The organism is Paenibacillus oryziterrae (genome assembly GCF_042610485.1).
Classification (GTDB): domain Bacteria; phylum Bacillota; class Bacilli; order Paenibacillales; family Paenibacillaceae; genus Paenibacillus_AQ.
Genome location: NZ_JBGJZO010000039.1, coordinates 1 through 15,374 on the forward strand (window position 1 = coordinate 1; position 15,374 = coordinate 15,374).

At 48.9% G+C, this 15,374-nt stretch carries 15 protein-coding genes and 19 tRNA genes; 32 read left to right on the plus strand and 2 right to left on the minus strand.

The window, feature by feature from the left end; translation table 11 throughout:
- The first annotated feature begins 126 nt into the window (after positions 1-126).
- The 20 genes from ACAN55_RS23035 (at position 127) to ACAN55_RS23130 (ending at position 3,634) form a co-directional block, all read left to right on the plus strand.
- Positions 127-202: transfer RNA gene (locus tag ACAN55_RS23035), tRNA-Asn, on the plus strand.
- A 3-nt stretch (positions 203-205) separates the two neighbouring features.
- Positions 206-295, plus strand: a tRNA-Ser gene (locus tag ACAN55_RS23040).
- A gap of 38 nt (positions 296-333) precedes the next feature.
- Positions 334-408, plus strand: a tRNA-Glu gene (locus tag ACAN55_RS23045).
- A 55-nt stretch (positions 409-463) separates the two neighbouring features.
- A tRNA-Glu gene (locus ACAN55_RS23050) sits at positions 464-538 on the plus strand.
- Between the two features lie 55 nt (positions 539-593).
- A tRNA-Val gene (locus ACAN55_RS23055) sits at positions 594-669 on the plus strand.
- A 27-nt stretch (positions 670-696) separates the two neighbouring features.
- Positions 697-773 (plus strand) — tRNA-Met (locus ACAN55_RS23060).
- A 4-nt stretch (positions 774-777) separates the two neighbouring features.
- Positions 778-855: transfer RNA gene (locus ACAN55_RS23065), tRNA-Asp, on the plus strand.
- Positions 856-862: 7 nt separating this feature from the next.
- Positions 863-938: transfer RNA gene (locus ACAN55_RS23070), tRNA-Phe, on the plus strand.
- Positions 939-958: 20 nt separating this feature from the next.
- Positions 959-1,034, plus strand: a tRNA-Thr gene (locus ACAN55_RS23075).
- A gap of 5 nt (positions 1,035-1,039) precedes the next feature.
- A tRNA-Tyr gene (locus ACAN55_RS23080) sits at positions 1,040-1,125 on the plus strand.
- A gap of 5 nt (positions 1,126-1,130) precedes the next feature.
- Positions 1,131-1,204: transfer RNA gene (locus tag ACAN55_RS23085), tRNA-Trp, on the plus strand.
- A 25-nt stretch (positions 1,205-1,229) separates the two neighbouring features.
- Positions 1,230-1,305: transfer RNA gene (locus ACAN55_RS23090), tRNA-His, on the plus strand.
- A gap of 45 nt (positions 1,306-1,350) precedes the next feature.
- Positions 1,351-1,426, plus strand: a tRNA-His gene (locus ACAN55_RS23095).
- Between the two features lie 45 nt (positions 1,427-1,471).
- Positions 1,472-1,547: transfer RNA gene (locus ACAN55_RS23100), tRNA-His, on the plus strand.
- Between the two features lie 45 nt (positions 1,548-1,592).
- A tRNA-His gene (locus ACAN55_RS23105) sits at positions 1,593-1,668 on the plus strand.
- Positions 1,669-1,692: 24 nt separating this feature from the next.
- Positions 1,693-1,767, plus strand: a tRNA-Gln gene (locus tag ACAN55_RS23110).
- 4 nt (positions 1,768-1,771) lie between these two features.
- Positions 1,772-1,846 (plus strand) — tRNA-Gly (locus ACAN55_RS23115).
- A gap of 7 nt (positions 1,847-1,853) precedes the next feature.
- A tRNA-Cys gene (locus ACAN55_RS23120) sits at positions 1,854-1,927 on the plus strand.
- A gap of 17 nt (positions 1,928-1,944) precedes the next feature.
- Positions 1,945-2,023: transfer RNA gene (locus ACAN55_RS23125), tRNA-Leu, on the plus strand.
- 471 nt (positions 2,024-2,494) lie between these two features.
- A complete protein-coding gene (locus tag ACAN55_RS23130) occupies positions 2,495-3,634 on the plus strand; it encodes a glycoside hydrolase family 88 protein (protein ID WP_379138612.1) in 1,140 nt (379 codons plus the stop codon).
- Between the two features lie 426 nt (positions 3,635-4,060).
- Here the strand turns inward: ACAN55_RS23130 and ACAN55_RS23135 are convergent, their stop codons facing one another.
- A complete protein-coding gene (locus ACAN55_RS23135; protein ID WP_379138615.1) occupies positions 4,061-4,981 on the minus strand; it encodes an aldo/keto reductase in 921 nt (306 codons plus the stop codon).
- 221 nt (positions 4,982-5,202) lie between these two features.
- On the opposite strand from ACAN55_RS23135, the gene ACAN55_RS23140 reads away from it, so the two are divergent.
- The 12 genes from ACAN55_RS23140 (at position 5,203) to ACAN55_RS23195 (ending at position 14,307) form a co-directional block, all read left to right on the plus strand.
- Positions 5,203-5,562, plus strand: coding sequence for a MerR family transcriptional regulator (locus ACAN55_RS23140; protein WP_379138618.1), 360 nt, complete (start codon positions 5,203-5,205; stop codon positions 5,560-5,562).
- A gap of 362 nt (positions 5,563-5,924) precedes the next feature.
- Positions 5,925-6,686 (plus strand): methionine ABC transporter ATP-binding protein, encoded by a 762-nt coding sequence (locus ACAN55_RS23145; RefSeq protein WP_379138679.1) that lies wholly within the window; start codon positions 5,925-5,927, stop codon positions 6,684-6,686.
- 25 nt (positions 6,687-6,711) lie between these two features.
- Positions 6,712-7,341, plus strand: a complete 630-nt coding sequence (locus ACAN55_RS23150) for a methionine ABC transporter permease (RefSeq protein WP_379138682.1) — start codon at positions 6,712-6,714, stop codon at positions 7,339-7,341.
- A 128-nt stretch (positions 7,342-7,469) separates the two neighbouring features.
- Positions 7,470-8,345, plus strand: a complete 876-nt coding sequence (locus tag ACAN55_RS23155; protein WP_379138620.1) for a MetQ/NlpA family ABC transporter substrate-binding protein — start codon at positions 7,470-7,472, stop codon at positions 8,343-8,345.
- Positions 8,346-8,701: 356 nt separating this feature from the next.
- Positions 8,702-9,004: a hypothetical protein gene (locus ACAN55_RS23160; RefSeq protein ID WP_379138623.1), complete on the plus strand. Its 303-nt coding sequence runs from the start codon at positions 8,702-8,704 to the stop codon at positions 9,002-9,004.
- A 44-nt stretch (positions 9,005-9,048) separates the two neighbouring features.
- The gene (locus ACAN55_RS23165) at positions 9,049-9,726 is read left to right on the plus strand and encodes a PspA/IM30 family protein (protein ID WP_379138626.1); all 678 of its coding nucleotides are present in this window, start codon (positions 9,049-9,051) and stop codon (positions 9,724-9,726) included.
- A 4-nt stretch (positions 9,727-9,730) separates the two neighbouring features.
- Entirely contained in the window at positions 9,731-10,180 is a 450-nt protein-coding gene (locus ACAN55_RS23170) for a PspC domain-containing protein (RefSeq protein ID WP_379138629.1), read from the plus strand.
- A 3-nt stretch (positions 10,181-10,183) separates the two neighbouring features.
- Entirely contained in the window at positions 10,184-10,894 is a 711-nt protein-coding gene (locus ACAN55_RS23175) for a PspA/IM30 family protein (protein ID WP_379138632.1), read from the plus strand.
- 138 nt (positions 10,895-11,032) lie between these two features.
- Complete coding sequence (gene liaF, locus ACAN55_RS23180; protein WP_379138635.1) at positions 11,033-11,680, plus strand: cell wall-active antibiotics response protein LiaF; 648 nt, start codon at positions 11,033-11,035, stop codon at positions 11,678-11,680.
- A gap of 28 nt (positions 11,681-11,708) precedes the next feature.
- The gene (locus tag ACAN55_RS23185; protein ID WP_379138638.1) at positions 11,709-12,746 is read left to right on the plus strand and encodes a sensor histidine kinase; all 1,038 of its coding nucleotides are present in this window, start codon (positions 11,709-11,711) and stop codon (positions 12,744-12,746) included.
- A 10-nt stretch (positions 12,747-12,756) separates the two neighbouring features.
- A complete protein-coding gene (locus ACAN55_RS23190) occupies positions 12,757-13,410 on the plus strand; it encodes a response regulator (protein ID WP_379138640.1) in 654 nt (217 codons plus the stop codon).
- Between the two features lie 96 nt (positions 13,411-13,506).
- On the plus strand, positions 13,507-14,307 hold the full coding sequence (locus ACAN55_RS23195; protein WP_379138643.1) for a YwmB family TATA-box binding protein: 801 nt from the start codon (positions 13,507-13,509) through the stop codon (positions 14,305-14,307).
- Positions 14,308-14,401: 94 nt separating this feature from the next.
- Here ACAN55_RS23195 and ACAN55_RS23200 read toward each other — a convergent pair whose 3' ends face one another.
- The gene (locus tag ACAN55_RS23200; protein ID WP_379138646.1) at positions 14,402-15,286 is read right to left on the minus strand and encodes a helix-turn-helix transcriptional regulator; all 885 of its coding nucleotides are present in this window, start codon (positions 15,284-15,286) and stop codon (positions 14,402-14,404) included.
- Positions 15,287-15,374: the final 88 nt, after the last annotated feature.

Below are 15,374 nucleotides of genomic sequence, written 5' to 3' on the forward strand. Positions count from 1 at the left end.
AATGCATGGAGCTGACCAATACTAATCGGTCGAGGGCTTATCCTACACATAAATCGCAAAGATCGTTTCGGATCCAGTTTTCAGGTGATTAAGCCTGAATCGCATTTGTTTAACAAATGCATATATTCCCTGATAGCTCAGTTGGTAGAGCACTCGACTGTTAATCGAGTTGTCACAGGTTCGAGTCCTGTTCGGGGAGCCATATGGAGAGGTGTCCGAGTTTGGCCGAAGGAGCACGATTGGAAATCGTGTAGGCGTCACAAGCGTCTCGAGGGTTCGAATCCCTCTCTCTCCGTTGCTTTACTTTTGTAGGCAATAAGAATTTTATAGTATGGCCCGTTGGTCAAGGGGTTAAGACACCTCCCTTTCACGGAGGTAACAGGGGTTCGAATCCCCTACGGGTCACCATTTTTTACTTGATTTTATCGTNTTACTTTTGTAGGCAATAAGAATTTTATAGTATGGCCCGTTGGTCAAGGGGTTAAGACACCTCCCTTTCACGGAGGTAACAGGGGTTCGAATCCCCTACGGGTCACCATTTTTTACTTGATTTTATCGTGTGAAATTTGGTACAATAACATTTGTTGGTTTATGGAGGCTTAGCTCAGCTGGGAGAGCATCTGCCTTACAAGCAGAGGGTCGGGGGTTCGAACCCCTCAGCCTCCACCATATAAGTTTATAGATGTATTTTCCTGACGCGGGGTGGAGCAGCCCGGTAGCTCGTCGGGCTCATAACCCGAAGGCCGCAGGTTCAAATCCTGCCCCCGCAACCAATTTGGAACCGTGGTGTAGTTGGCCTAACATGCCTGCCTGTCACGCAGGAGATCGCGGGTTCGAATCCCGTCGGTTCCGCCATTTGTATGGCTCGGTAGCTCAGTCGGTAGAGCAGAGGACTGAAAATCCTCGTGTCGGCGGTTCGATTCCGTCCCGAGCCACCATAGATATCACAATTTCATATGCCGGTGTAGCTCAATTGGTAGAGCAACTGACTTGTAATCAGTAGGTTGGGGGTTCAAGTCCTCTCGCCGGCACCATCCTTGGAGGATTAGCGAAGTGGCCAAACGCATCAGACTGTAAATCTGCTCACGTAAGTGTTCGGTGGTTCGAATCCATCATCCTCCACCATTTTTAGGGGCATAGTTTAAAGGTAGAACAAAGGTCTCCAAAACCTTTGGTGTGGGTTCAATTCCTGCTGCCCCTGCCAATGAATATCTTTTAAGTTGAATATGGCGGCCGTGGCGAAGGGGTTAACGCACCGGATTGTGGTTCCGGCATTCGTGGGTTCGAGACCCATCGGCCGCCCCATTTCTTTTAAAAGTTTTTATTGGAAAGTTTCATAAAGTTTATATGGCGGCCGTGGCGAAGGGGTTAACGCACCGGATTGTGGTTCCGGCATTCGTGGGTTCGAGACCCATCGGCCGCCCCATTTCTTTTAAAAGTTTTTATTGGAAAGTTTCATAAAGTTTATATGGCGGCCGTGGCGAAGGGGTTAACGCACCGGATTGTGGTTCCGGCATTCGTGGGTTCGAGACCCATCGGCCGCCCCATTTCTTTTAAAAGTTTTTATTGGAAAGTTTCATAAAGTTTATATGGCGGCCGTGGCGAAGGGGTTAACGCACCGGATTGTGGTTCCGGCATTCGTGGGTTCGAGACCCATCGGCCGCCCCATTTAACTATTAATATGTATATTGTTGGGGATTAGCCAAGCGGTAAGGCAACGGACTTTGACTCCGTCATGCATAGGTTCAAATCCTATATCCCCAGCCATATTGCGGACGTGGCTCAGCGGTAGAGCATCGCCTTGCCAAGGCGAGGGTCGCGGGTTCGATTCCCGTCGTCCGCTCCATTTTTATGGCGCCATAGCCAAGTGGTAAGGCAAAGCTCTGCAAAAGCTTTATCCCCAGTTCAAATCTGGGTGGCGCCTCCATTTATAATATTGCATGTGCCGGCGTGGCGGAATGGCAGACGCGCTCGACTCAAAATCGAGTGGGAAACCGTGGAGGTTCGAGTCCTCTCGCCGGTATAGAGAAAGACCTGTGAAGTCAAATTCACAGGTCTTTTTTTGCGTTCATCTGCCGGTTTATTATTTGAAGAAGAGAACAGAGGGTTATTAAAAATATACTTATTCGAGACAATACTAGTAAAGTGCATATTTAGATTAGGATATTACATGTTATGAAAGCGTATTATTTTCTATAATATAGATAAAATCATTACCTTAATTTTGCAGGTAACTCGTCTCTAAGCCAAAACGAAGGTGGGCTGAAGAAGGAATCATAATGTTCAAGCCGTAGTTCTTGAAGCGGGAACATAAACTGACCCTTAGCTTACGTTGCAGGAAGTATCGAATTGGGGTATCACAATCATTTTGATCAAGATGTCTTATGGTATACGTTTGATTGGCTGACCTTAAAAGATAGCAGATGAGCTGTACGAGAACTTGGGATTGAGGCAGGAGTAAGCTTTTGAAAGTATGAGAGGGGAAAATAGTGCAATGAACACAGGAGTGGCAAACGACATTTGGGTAGAAGAGGCTTGGAGCAAGGCGCTGGAAAAAACACTTCACAGCAGTAAGCGCATAGGAGCGGAGTTCCCACATGCCAGTCAGCGAGGGCGGTATGTTCTGGAGGCGCCTTACTGGTGGACAGCTGGCTTCTGGCCAGGTATGCTTTGGCAGCTGTATGCCGGGAGCGGTGAAATAGACCTGCGCAATCTGGCAGAGGCATGCGAGGAGAAACTGGATGCAGTCCTAGATGGGTACGAGAGACTAGACCACGATCTGGGATTTATGTGGTTACTGACCAGTGTAGCCTCCTATAAGCTGACCGGTAATGCAGAGTCACGGACAAGAGCGCTTAAAGCTGCAAATTATCTGATGGCCCGGTTCAATTTGAAGGGGCGATACATACGGGCCTGGAACCCTTGGAGCGAGGTAGATGATAACAGCGGTGTGGCTATTATCGATTGCTGCATGAACATGAGTCTACTATTCTGGGCGTCTGCCGAGACGGGAGATCCGCGTTACCGTCATGTGGCAGAGGCACATATGGATACGGTGATTAAGCATTTTGTACGTCCGGATGGCTCAGTTTATCATATTGTTAATTTTGATCCTCATACCGGAGAGGTGGTTGAGTTTTGGGGAGGCCAGGGTTATGCGCCGGAATCGGCGTGGTCACGCGGAGCTGCGTGGGCGATCTATGGGCTGGCGCTGGCGTACCATCATACCGGGAAGCAAGAGTACCTACACGCTTCGCAAAAAGTGTCTCATTTCTTCCTGACTAATCTTCCGGTGGATTGTGTGCCGCAGTGGGACTTCCGGGCTCCCGCAGAAATCGGGGACCTTCGGGATTCGTCCGCAGCCTCCTGTGCTGCAAGCGGTATGCTGTTGCTGTCTACACTTGTTGGTGAAGCGGAGGCAGCGGAGTACCGTCAGGGTGCCGAACGGATTATGCAGTCGTTGTACAGGAACTATGGTACATGGGATCAGCCGGATGAAGAAGGCTTATTGCTGCATGGAACAAGCAACTACCCGGGTGGCCAAAATATCGATGTGCCGCTGATTTACGGGGACTTCTTCTATGTTGAGGCATTGGCTCGTTTGAAGGGTCAGGGACCATTTTACTGGGAATAGGAAACAACATGGTTAGCAATGAAATTAAAGTTTCTTTCAATGCGAAAAACCAATGAAGACGCACAAAAGAATTCATTCCGTTCCTTGATCAGCTGGTTGATCCGCGGGGCCTTGTACAGAAAGGTTGGTGTATGCCCGTCAGGCCCGCTGAACAGGGGGAAGTTACTTTCCCGCGAGTGCTGAAATGGAAGAAATCTCGAGTGGTCGGGGAAGACATCTTTTCGGCACGTAAGGTTTCTTCAAGCGGTGTGTGTGATCAAAAGCATGTATTAGGCCGAGGACTATGTAAAGGGCTTGTCCTTGTTTCCAGGAGGCAAAAGGTTCAACACAATAAAACGTCCGGCCAGGGTAGGGTTCCTTGACCGGACGTTTATTGTTTTTCTAATGAGATTTATCTAAATTCATGTTCGGTTGGGGACCGGAACTTTAAGGCAGCACGTTTCCGGCAGCCAGATAGATTTCGTACCACTCCTGGCGTGTCAGCGTGATTTCAGACGCTTTGGCGATATCGAGCAGACGTTGTGTGTTGGTAGTACCGACAACCGGCTGCATGTTAGCAGGGTGACGCAGTAGCCAAGCGATAGCGATGGCTGTATCGGCGACTTCTTTTTCCGCAGCCAGACGTCCGATAACAGCATTCAGCTCAGGGAATTTCTCACTGCCCAGGAAGACACCTTCGAAGAAGCCGTACTGGAACGGAGACCACGGTTGTATAGTCATATCATGCAGGCGGCTGTATTCCAGAATGCCTCCGTCATGGACGATCGAAGCTGCATTGGTCATATTGACATTAAAACCTGCATCAATCATACCTGTGCAGGCTATGCTCAGTTGTAGTTGGTTGAACAACAGCTTTTGTTTGACGTTTTTCTTCAGCAGTTCGATTTGCAGCGGATTTTGATTGCTGACGCCGAAGTGCCGCACCAAGCCCTTTTGCTCCAGAATATCGAAAGCTTCGGCCACTTCCTCGGGCTCTACAAGGGTATCCGGACGATGCAGCAGAAGCACATCAATGTAATCCGTCTTTAGACGCTTCAGGCTGTTCTCCACGGAAGTTAAGATATGTTCCTTCGAGAAATCAAAAAAACCTTTGCGGATCCCGCATTTCGTTTGGATCAGAAGCTTGTCCCGCATGCCCGGATTGCTTGTCAGAATATCCCCGAACACCTCTTCGGCTTTCCCGGCTGCATAAATATCTGCATGGTCAAAAAAGTCGATGCCTGCTTCCAGTGAATTGTACACATGGGCTTCAGCTTCTTTGAAGGGCAGTTCTGCCAGCCGCATGCAGCCCAGCGAAATCTGTGAAACCTCTAAAACACCATTTGCTACATTTATACGTTTTACCACGTTAAATTCACTCCTCTGTGTAAGTTACAACTCAAATTGTAGACCTTAGAGTTTACTGTAAGTCAACACTTTTCTAAAGCGCTATCGCAAAAAGTATAACATGTTAAAGAAGGGGGGGCGCTAAGTGCTGGACGCGGGACTCGCTTTGGTATCTGATTTACTGTATAAATTAATATATATAACTGCTTGGCCGAGCGTGAACGGCGGATAGGAGAAAGGTTATGGGTTACAGCATCAAGGACATTTCAGATCGGAGCGGGTTAAGCGCGTATACGCTTCGGTATTATGAGAGAGAAGGCGTATTGCCTTTTGTAGAACGCAATGCGCGTGGGAACCGCTGCTTTCAAGAGGAGGACCTGGACTTGATATCGCTGATCTGCTGCCTAAAGGACACGGGGATGCCGATTGCCGACATTAAGCAATTTGTTACACTATCTAAGGACGGGAAATCTTCACTTCCGGAAAGACGAGAGCTGCTTATGAAGCATAAGCAGGAGATCGATAGGAAGATTGAGGATTTCAAAGCTTTTGCTCAGAAGATCGATCATAAGATTGCTTATTTCGCCTCACTGGAGGAGTAGCTCAGTTTGAAGGTGAAATTGGAGGCAGTGCCCAAAAGGGCACTGCTTTTTTAGATTGCCTAAAATATTTGTAGAAAGCAGGAAGCAGAAAGCAGGAAGCAGAAAGCAGAAAGCAGAAAGCAGAAAGCAGAAAGCAGAAAGCAGAAAGCAGAAAGGATGTCTGGCTGTATGCGTTAACTTCAGTGTGTCACTTTCGTATCATGTTTATCCGTAGTGTAGCATTGAAATAAAAATAGTGACACAGATCGGATAATATCTTATTATTTAAGAATAATTTAATTAACACAGATTTTAATAATAGTAATACACGGATGATAAGTTGAATATTTTCACAGGCTGACGGCTTGAAAGGAGAGTTCGCTATCCTACGGTTACATCAGGTAAGCAAAAGCTTTGAGATGAAGAATGAATTGCAGCTTGCTGTGAATGACGTTTCACTTGAAATTCCGGTTGGTTCAGTTTACGGCATTATCGGACCTAGTGGAGCAGGCAAATCGACGCTCTTGCGCCTGATGAATCTGCTGGAAAGGCCAGATCAAGGAACGGTGATGTTGGGTGGAAAGGATTTAACGGAGATGCCTGAGAGGAAGCTGCGCCAGGAGCGTCACCGGATAGGGATGATTTTTCAGCAATTCAATCTGATCCGTAATGCTACCGTTGCCCGAAACGTAGCTATACCCCTTGAGCTTTCTGGAGTAGCCGGTAACAGGCGGGATCAGCGGGTGAAAGAATGCCTGGCATTTGTGGGTCTTGAAGACAAAGCAGGTCATTATCCGTCACAGCTCAGTGGGGGACAGCAGCAGCGGGTCGCGATTGCACGCGCTTTAGCCAACAATCCAGGGCTTTTGCTGTGTGATGAGCCAACTTCTTCACTTGATCCTGTGACAACGGCTGAAATACTGAATGTGCTGAAGCATGTGAATGAAAGCTTTGGGGTAACAGTTGTTATTGTTACACATGAAATGGATGTGGTCCGCAGGATCTGTAGCCATGTAGCGGTAATGGAAGCGGGTAGAATTATTGATACCTTCTCCCGAGAGGAAGGAGAATTCCTAGACGCGGCAGAAAGCCAGGTCTCATACCGGGAACAAATTCTGGGAAGGGAGGGGAAAGCGCGTGTTTGATGTTATTGCGCCGTACGCTCCTCAGATGTGGGAATCTATTGGGGAGACCTTTGTTATGGTCGGAATATCAGTAGCATCGGCAGTCCTGCTGGGATTACCTCTTGGAACAGTACTATATTTCAGCCGTAGCGGACAATTGTATGAACATCGAGGATTATCACTGCTGCTTAATAGCCTCGTGAATACGATCCGTTCCTTTCCATTCTTGCTGCTGGTCGTTGCGCTTATTCCTTTGACTAGGCTAATAGTGGGAACGGCGATCGGTACACTGGCCGCTTCGGTGCCTCTATCCATTGTGGCAGTCGCTTATTATGCCCGACTGGTGGAGCAAGCTCTTCTGGATATTCCCAAAGGTACGATTGAAGCGGCACGGTCAATGGGCGCTTCACGGCTGGAGCTGGTATATAAGTTCCTCTATGTGGAAGCCCGTTCGGGACTTGTGCTGGGACTGACAACTTCGACGATCAGCTTTATCTCTTTTTCTACGGTGATGGGAGTGGTTGGCGGCGGCGGTGTGGGCGATTTCGCCATCCGTTATGGCTATCAGCGCTTTGAGACGGAAGTGATGTTCGCAGCGATTCTGATCATGGTGGTGCTGGTGCAAATCATCCAATTTGCCGGAAGTGGCCTATCCAGACTGCTGGATAAACGCTGAAGATACGGGTGGAAGAGGCAACATGATTTGAAGGATAATATAGGATTACATTACCGTGTGGGCTCAACATAAAATCGAAGCGACAATTATGTCTATTATTCTTACTATACCTGGAGGTTAACTACTTAATGAAAAAGCTAATGGTTCTGATGATGACGGTGCTCGTTCTGATTGTGGCAGGATGTGCAGAGAACAATAATAATTCGGCAGGAAATGCAGTTACTAATAATGAGAGTGGGAACACTGCAGGAGACGCAGCAGCTACGGCGCAGCCAAGCGCTGAACCGGTCAAGCTGAAGGTAGCTACGCTGATTCCGCCGATGACCGATATTTTGGACATTGTGAAGCCTCTGCTAAAAGAAGATGGCATCGACCTGGAGATCGTAGTTCTGTCGGATAATGTGCAGCCGAATGAGGCGCTGGCTAACAAGGAGATTGATGCGAACTTCTTCCAGCACGTTCCGTACATGGAGCAGTTTAATGCCAGTAAAGGCTCAGAGCTTGTACCGGTACAGCCGGTCTATAACGCTATTTATGGCGGTTACTCCAAGCGTTACAAGAACATCTCTGAGCTTCCTGACGGTGCAAAGCTTGTAATGGCCAATGACCCTTCCAACATCGGGCGGTCCTTGGTGATGTTCGAGGCTGCCGGGTTAATCAAGCTGAAGGAAGGTGTTGGCATTAAAGCGACACAGGCAGATATTATTGAGAATCCGAAAAATTTCAAGTTTGAGGAAATAGATCTGCTGATGCTTGCCCGGACCCTAGATGATGCCGATCTGGTAGCGATGACTCCGGCTTATGCCAGCCCGCTGGGACTAACGCCGAAGAAAGATGCCTTGATCACCGAAACTGAGGATTCAGAGTTCGCCATTACACTGGTGGCGCGCAGTGATAACAAGGATTCCGATGCCATTCAAAAGCTGGCTGAACGGATCAGCGGTCCGGAAGTCAAAAAGTTCCTTGAAGAGAACTATGCGGACATTGCGATACCGGCGTTCTGACAAAAACGAACGTCTGCAAACTGCCCCCTTCCGAATCAGCATTTAATACAGATCATCAACTGATAACGTGATTCGTACCTTGGAATAGTGTGTACCAGTCATGAATAAACAAGTACAACCATCCAACCCGCTCCAAGCGTCTGTATTTCAGGACGTGGGGCGGGTTGTCTGCGTCTTCACCGGACTCCATTTTTTACTGTGGGAAGCGCCAATCCAGCCCATCGGTAGTCTGCGGTCTTAGTGCTGCCCCGTCTAAGGTCCAGTAACAAAAACCGTCCCCGGTCTGTTTTGAAAGTCTTTGAATTACCCTAGAATAAGAGCATAAGGTTAAGGACAACGAAAGGCGGTGAGAAAAAATGCAAAATAGAAAAGGTAACGGACTTGCGGTTCTGTTGATTGTGATTGGCGGAATTATGCTTCTCGGCTTGGCGCTTCCTCTGATTCACGGGATTTTCAGATTGTTGTTCCCGGTACTGCTGGTTGTTCTCGGGTACTACGGAATTAAGAGCGGACGCAAAATTATCGGTTGGGTCGTATTGTTCATTGGTGTGATGTCGTTGATCGCGAAGCTGTCCTGGCTGATCGGACCACTGCTTGGAGTAGCACTGATCGTATGGGGCATCTCCGTATTGAAGGGTAAAAGAAGCAGTACTCTCTAAGAAGTACAAATACCTAGCAGAAAGCAAGGAGGGAGCAGGAAACTATGAGCGTTTTTCGTCGCATGCGGGATATTACCGTAGCTAATCTGAATGAACGGCTGGAACAGAGTCAGGACCCTGTGAAGCTGATCGATCAATTTCTCCACACCACCCGTGAGGAGATAAGTGAGGCTGAAAGGCTGTATCAGCAGTACGCTTCCCACACGAAGCAGCTGCAGCAGCAGGTCAATCAGGCAACATCCATGAGAAACAAACGTGAAGAGCAGGCGCTGCTGGCACTCAAAGCCGGTGAAGATCATCTGGCGAAGCTGGCCCTACAGGAAAAAATCATTCACGAGGAAAAACTGGAGCAATACAGCGGACTTCTGGAGCAAAGCCAGCAATCGCTGTTTGAGCTTGAAGCTCAGTTGAACGAGCTGAAAATGGAATACCAAACGGTGTACAGCAAGCGCCAGTACTATGCGGCACGTATGGAATCACTCCGGCTGCAGCAGCGGATGAACCAAAGAGCTGCGGCTTACGGCAATAGCGGTGATGTACCGAAAATGTTCGGACGTCTGGAAGACCGGATGAGCGACTGGGAGCTTGAAGCCAAAAGCCTTCGGGATCTGCGCCGTATGGGTCAGGAATATGCCCTGCAGGCCGGAGAGACTGTAGCCACAGTACTGGAAAGAGAAATGGCGCGGCTCAAGGAGAAGCTGAACAATGGCGGAAAGGAGTAGCACAATGACCCGATTGTATCGATCAACCCGTGACAAGGTAATGACTGGGCTGGCTGGAGGTTTGGCAGACACACTTGGCATTGATTCTACACTGCTCCGGATTATCCTGCTGGTCAGCATTCCATTTACTGGCGGTGGCACCATCCTGGCTTATTTCATCGCAGCGCTGATCATTCCGAAGGAATCACATTATAATCCGTTTGGTCCCGGCCCCGGCGGCCCGTATAGCGGCAACTATACAGGCAGACCTGGATATGGACCAGAGGGACATGGCGGGCAAGGACCCTACGGGCACCATCCAGGCCACAATCCCCATTTTGACAAGAACCATACGCATTCGGCTCCGGATTCCGGCCTGGATGCCATGATGAAGGATATTGAGAAAAAGGCGCTACAAAAAGAAGTAGAAGAGCTGAGACAAAAACTGTCTAAATACGAGAAGGGAGAAGTGTAAATCATGGGAGTATTCCAAAGAATTAAAGATATGACTAAAGCATCGGTAAATGACTTGTTGGATAAGGTAGAGGACCCAATTGTAATGCTGAATCAATATCTGCGCGATATGGAGGCTGAAATTCACGAAGCCGAAGTTACCGTTGCCAAGCAAATGGCTAATGAGCGCCGGATGAAACAGCGTGTGGATGAGGCTGCTAAAATGTCCGGACAACGTTCGGCACAGGCTGAGCTTGCTCTGAAAAACGGCCAGGAGGAAGTTACCCGTAAGCTGCTGGAGGAAAAAATCTTTTTCGACCAAAAGCATGCAGAATACAGTGAGCTCCACAGCCAGGCTGAAATTCAAGCCAAGGAACTGGTACAACAGCTGCATGAGATGAAGGATGAGTTCTACAAGCTGCGCAACAAGCGCAATGAACTCGTATCCCGTGCACAAATGGCTAAAGCCAAGAAGCAAATGTCCCAAATCAGCAGCGTACATGCCATTGAAAGCGGAAGTGCCTCGCTTGGATTCCACCGGATGGAAGAAAAGATCATGCAGCTTGAAGCGGAAGCAGATGTGATGCGTGCCCCTTATAGCCCTTCGGCAACTGCATATACGAAGCCGGTGGATGCTGAGAAGCAATTGAAAGTGGAAGAACAGCTGGCTGCTCTGAAGAGCAAGCTGAACGCGCCTCCTGCAGCTCCTTCCCTGGATAAAAAAGAAGCGGAATAACCTGTTCCATAACTTCGAGTAAATATGATATGCTAGGGCAAGGTAAAAAGCCATACGGTGTGGAATCCCCATACCGGTATGGCTTTTCCGGCGGTTGGCGTCTTTTAAATGCAGTGATTAGATTAAGGAGGTGCGAGGGTGGATAAGCGAAACCGTTTGATTGCCATAGGACTGATAGGGATCGGCTGCTTGATGATATTTGGCAAATGGATTGGCTTTTTATCCTTTGTCGCCCTTCTGTTTCTGCTGCTCGGCATTTATCGTACGACTTCAGGTAAAATCAAACAAGGGTATACCCTGCTGGGGATCGGGGCTGTCCTGCTGCTCCTGGATCATCTGGTGCTGGTGCTCGGGGTATGCCTGATATCCCTGGGGATGTTTTTCTCGAAATCGAAGAAATTACAGCATAAGCATGGGTTTACGCAAAAGCAGAACTTCTCCTCCAGATTCGATTGGGATCAGGCCCCTTGGGTCATGCGAAGCCTTAGCGCCTGGCATGTGCTCGGTGAAGCGGACCTGGATCTTTCTCTGGCGATAGCCGAGGACAAAGATACGGTGCTGCTGTTCCAGGGGATTTTTGGCGATGTGGATATTCATCTGTCCGAGGACTATGGTGTGGAGATTGAGGCTTTTGTCTTATTTGGTTCCATCGAATTCGGGAATCAGCGGGATACGGGTATGATGAACCGGTTGAATTGGAAATCTCCTAATTATGAATCCAGTGAAAATAAAGTGAAATTCAGCGTCTCCTATCTGATGGGGGATTTGGATGTACGGTTTAACTGACAGTATAACTTGAAGGGAGGGCCCCCGAATGGATGAAAGGAAGAACAAGGATATGGTATCGCGCAGCATGCGTGAGGGGGCGCTGTTCTCCTTTGTCATGCTGCTGGCGATCCTGTACATTATGTATACATACGGTTATTTACAGCCTTTTGAAGACTGGAAAATCGGCCTGCGGACAGCATTGACGCTTATCGTGCTGCCGCTGGGCCTTGGAATAGGCTTTGGCTTCTATCAGAGCTTCCGATTTAAGCAGAAGCTGGAGCGGCTGCGGGAGACGCTTCTTCTATGGGAGAAGGGAAATCTGACACTCTCTATGCCAAATCTCGGTGACGATGAACTCGGCAGGCTTGGAGAACAGCTTGGACGGATCAGCGGCAAGTGGGAGAATCAGGTGACGACACTGCAAAGGCTGTCTACACACAATGCGCAGCTTGCGGAGCAGGCGCGGGTATCGGCCATCATGGACGAACGGCAGCGTCTTGCGCGTGAGCTGCATGATGCGGTCTCCCAGCAGTTGTTCGCCATCTCCATGACAGCGACGGCGGTCGGGCGCACGTTGGAGAAGGATTTCGATAAAGCTCAACGGCAGATTGCCTTAATTGAGGAAATGGCTGCTGTAGCCCAGTCCGAGATGAGGGCACTGCTCCTGCATTTGAGGCCGGTATATTTGGAAGGTAAGGGTCTGGAGCAAGGGCTTCAGGAGCTGATCAAGGAGCTAAAGGTCAAGGTTCCGATTGAGATTGTGTTTGAAATGGATCCGGATGTGCAACTGCTGAAAGGTGTGGAGAATCACCTCTTCCGCATTGTGCAGGAAGCCATATCCAACACACTGCGCCATGCGAAGGCGGAGAAGCTGGAAATAAGAATTAACCGCCGGGGTGAAACAGTGCGCATGACACTCCGGGATGACGGCATAGGTTTTGAGATGGACGAAAGCAAACAGACATCTTACGGTTTGTCGAATATGCAGGAACGGATTTATGAAACCGGTGGCTCCATACAATTCATTACGGCCCCGGGTAAAGGAACTCGGATTGAGATCACAGTTCCTTTAGTGAATGAATAGGAGGGTAACCATGGAGAGTGAAACATCAATTAAGGTACTGTTAGTGGATGATCATGAGATGGTGCGGATTGGTCTGGCAGCAGTACTTGGTACGGAAGATGGGATCGAAGTGGTGGGCGAAGCCGGCGGCGGAGAGGAAGGTATTCGCCTGGCTCTGGAGTATAAACCGGATGTAGTGCTCATGGATCTCGTGATGGATGGGATGGACGGAATCGAAACGACCCGGGAGATTATGAAGCTGTTCCCCGAATGCAAGGTGATAGTGCTTACCAGTTATCTGGATGATGCTAAAATGTATCCCGTGATCGAAGCGGGAGCTTTCAGTTATCTATTGAAAACTTCGCGCGCCAGTGAAGTTGCGGATGCTATCCGCGCCGCAGGCAGAGGCCAGTCGGTATTGGTGTCGCAAGTAGCCTCTAAGATGATGAACCGGTTCAGAAGTGACGCCATGGGAGAAACGCCTGCCCATAAAGAGCTTACGGAGCGGGAGATGGAAGTGCTCCGCCTTCTGGCGCAGGGCAAGTCCAATCAGGATATTGCAGACTCCCTCATTATTGGTATCAAGACTGTTAAATTCCATGTGACTAATATTCTGGCCAAGCTGGGTGTGGAAGACCGGACACAGGCGGCAATTTATGCCTATAAAAACGGATTGGCAGAGTAAAGACAAGTATAGATTCTATCGCCCCCGGGTATCCTGTTTACTAGATTACTAGACAGGAGAACGGGGGCGTTTTTGATGAAGAAGGCTGACTGGAGAATGAATAAGGTGTTTCTGCTGATGCTATGTTTGGGAGTCACTGCTGTCATGCTGGCTGGACTGCTTAGCGGTACAGCGAAAGAAGCAGTGGCAGCGTCACAATCCCATACTTCAGCAAAAGGTGAACATCTGGACGCTCTTCCGTTGGACGCTCCTACGCAGCTTATCGCTCTAGGCAAGCAAGCCACTGTTCCTGGATCTGCACTGCGTATGGTCTTGAAATGGCAGGGAGAGATATCAGTCGGCAGCGAACATTCGGCAAAAGCAGCGCAGGAGCTGGCGTTTGCGATGGGACTCGGGAAGGTTAGTGGGGCTGAAGAGGACGGACATGTTACCTACCGCGCAGAGGCCAAACGGAATGACCAGGTGAAAATCTCCATGTTCTGGAGTGAGCTTGATGGAGAGACCAGCTATGTAATTGTTACATTTGAGACGGCAGATGCGCTAAAGGCTGGAGAATGGCAGTCTGATGCGGAGGAAGCCGGAAGAATCATGCGGAGCAACGGAATTGCTGCTGAATGGAATATGACAGTTCAAGGTAAGGCTAATGCTCAAGGTACTCCACGCGAGGTGTTAGCACATACGGAGCAAGATATGTTGGGAGCCTTCTCCAGCGTGGTCCCTGTGGAACGCTATGAGGATGATACAACCTCCAGCCGATCCTACACGGTACCAGGGGTGAAGAGAAGCGTAGAGAGCGGAGATCATGCCATCTCCATGCAGGCGGCTGTACACCGTGACAGCAATGACGGCAGTAAGCGGGTAACGATCGGGCTTCCGTTAATTACAGTGGAATACTAAAAAAGAGACCAAGCTGCTCAGGATGGATCCTTGAGCAGCTTTTTTGATGCCTCCAAAAGCGGCCGGAACGATAAAAAGTTGGCTAACAAAATATTTATGAGAAACGCTGGCGGTACTGTCGGGGGGAAATACCTTCTATTCTCATAAAGCTGGAACTGAAATAGGGGGCCTGGTTAAAACCTACTTCTTCGGCAACACGCGCAATCGTATAGCTAGTCTGCATTAGCAGGTGCTTGCTCTGCTCAATCCGGTAGCGAAGCAGATATTCCATCGGGGAGCATCCGTATGCCCGGTTCATGCATCGGGCAATGTAGACCGGATGAAAGTTAAGGTGGTCCTTTAGCCTCTGCGCCGTGATCTCCTCGCGGTAATGGGTCCTCAGGAAAGATGCCGCCTGCTCTGCACAGACCATGGACTGGGAGGCGGAGCGATCTGAATGCATGGATGCGGTAAGCAACTGCACGATTTCATGAAATAGCATCTGCTGTTTGAATTGGGTTGTGCCCAAATGACCGATTGCTTTGAGCTGTTCCAGTTGCCCCAGCAGTTCTTCCATTTTGGCTGGTTGCAGAAGAGTAATCCATTGCGGCAGGTAGAGGGCAAAAGGATGAATGTCGAATTCAGCAGAGGAGTTAGGTTCGATCAGTACACCTGGTTCATTATAGAGCTTCGTGGTATCGTCATTCGTGACGTTCCAGCAGCCTGCGGTGTGAAAATGAAGCCAATAATAAAAAGTCTGTTCTCTGCATCCCTCTGTCGCGTAATGGTGGCAGTCGGGCCGGAGAATAAGAGCCTGTCCCGCCTTCACCTCAAAGTGCTTATCTTCTTCACCGATGAATAAACAGCCTTGCTGAACATATAGCAGGTCAAATACCTTAATATGATGACGGCTGGCATGACGGTATCCGGCACTACAGTTGGCGGTGCCGCTTACAATGTAATGAAGCATGGGTGGCACGGTGAACTTCAAAATATTCATGAATGATAGCTCCTGTGTAAGTTTGAAAAATGAAAGTTTACGTTTGTTTATTGTTACATTTGTAAGAGTATATCATCTATAATTTATG

Coding starts and splice junctions, on each gene's coding strand:
- ACAN55_RS23185 (WP_379138638.1), top strand. CDS start 11,709: ATGGATGAAAGGAAGAACAAGGATATGGTATCGCGCAGCATGCGTGAG.
- ACAN55_RS23200 (WP_379138646.1), bottom strand. CDS start 15,286: ATGAATATTTTGAAGTTCACCGTGCCACCCATGCTTCATTACATTGTA.
- ACAN55_RS23140 (WP_379138618.1), top strand. CDS start 5,203: ATGGGTTACAGCATCAAGGACATTTCAGATCGGAGCGGGTTAAGCGCG.
- ACAN55_RS23155 (WP_379138620.1), top strand. CDS start 7,470: ATGAAAAAGCTAATGGTTCTGATGATGACGGTGCTCGTTCTGATTGTG.
- ACAN55_RS23170 (WP_379138629.1), top strand. CDS start 9,731: ATGACCCGATTGTATCGATCAACCCGTGACAAGGTAATGACTGGGCTG.
- ACAN55_RS23150 (WP_379138682.1), top strand. CDS start 6,712: ATGTGGGAATCTATTGGGGAGACCTTTGTTATGGTCGGAATATCAGTA.
- ACAN55_RS23130 (WP_379138612.1), top strand. CDS start 2,495: ATGAACACAGGAGTGGCAAACGACATTTGGGTAGAAGAGGCTTGGAGC.
- ACAN55_RS23165 (WP_379138626.1), top strand. CDS start 9,049: ATGAGCGTTTTTCGTCGCATGCGGGATATTACCGTAGCTAATCTGAAT.
- ACAN55_RS23160 (WP_379138623.1), top strand. CDS start 8,702: ATGCAAAATAGAAAAGGTAACGGACTTGCGGTTCTGTTGATTGTGATT.
- ACAN55_RS23195 (WP_379138643.1), top strand. CDS start 13,507: ATGAATAAGGTGTTTCTGCTGATGCTATGTTTGGGAGTCACTGCTGTC.
- ACAN55_RS23190 (WP_379138640.1), top strand. CDS start 12,757: ATGGAGAGTGAAACATCAATTAAGGTACTGTTAGTGGATGATCATGAG.
- ACAN55_RS23175 (WP_379138632.1), top strand. CDS start 10,184: ATGGGAGTATTCCAAAGAATTAAAGATATGACTAAAGCATCGGTAAAT.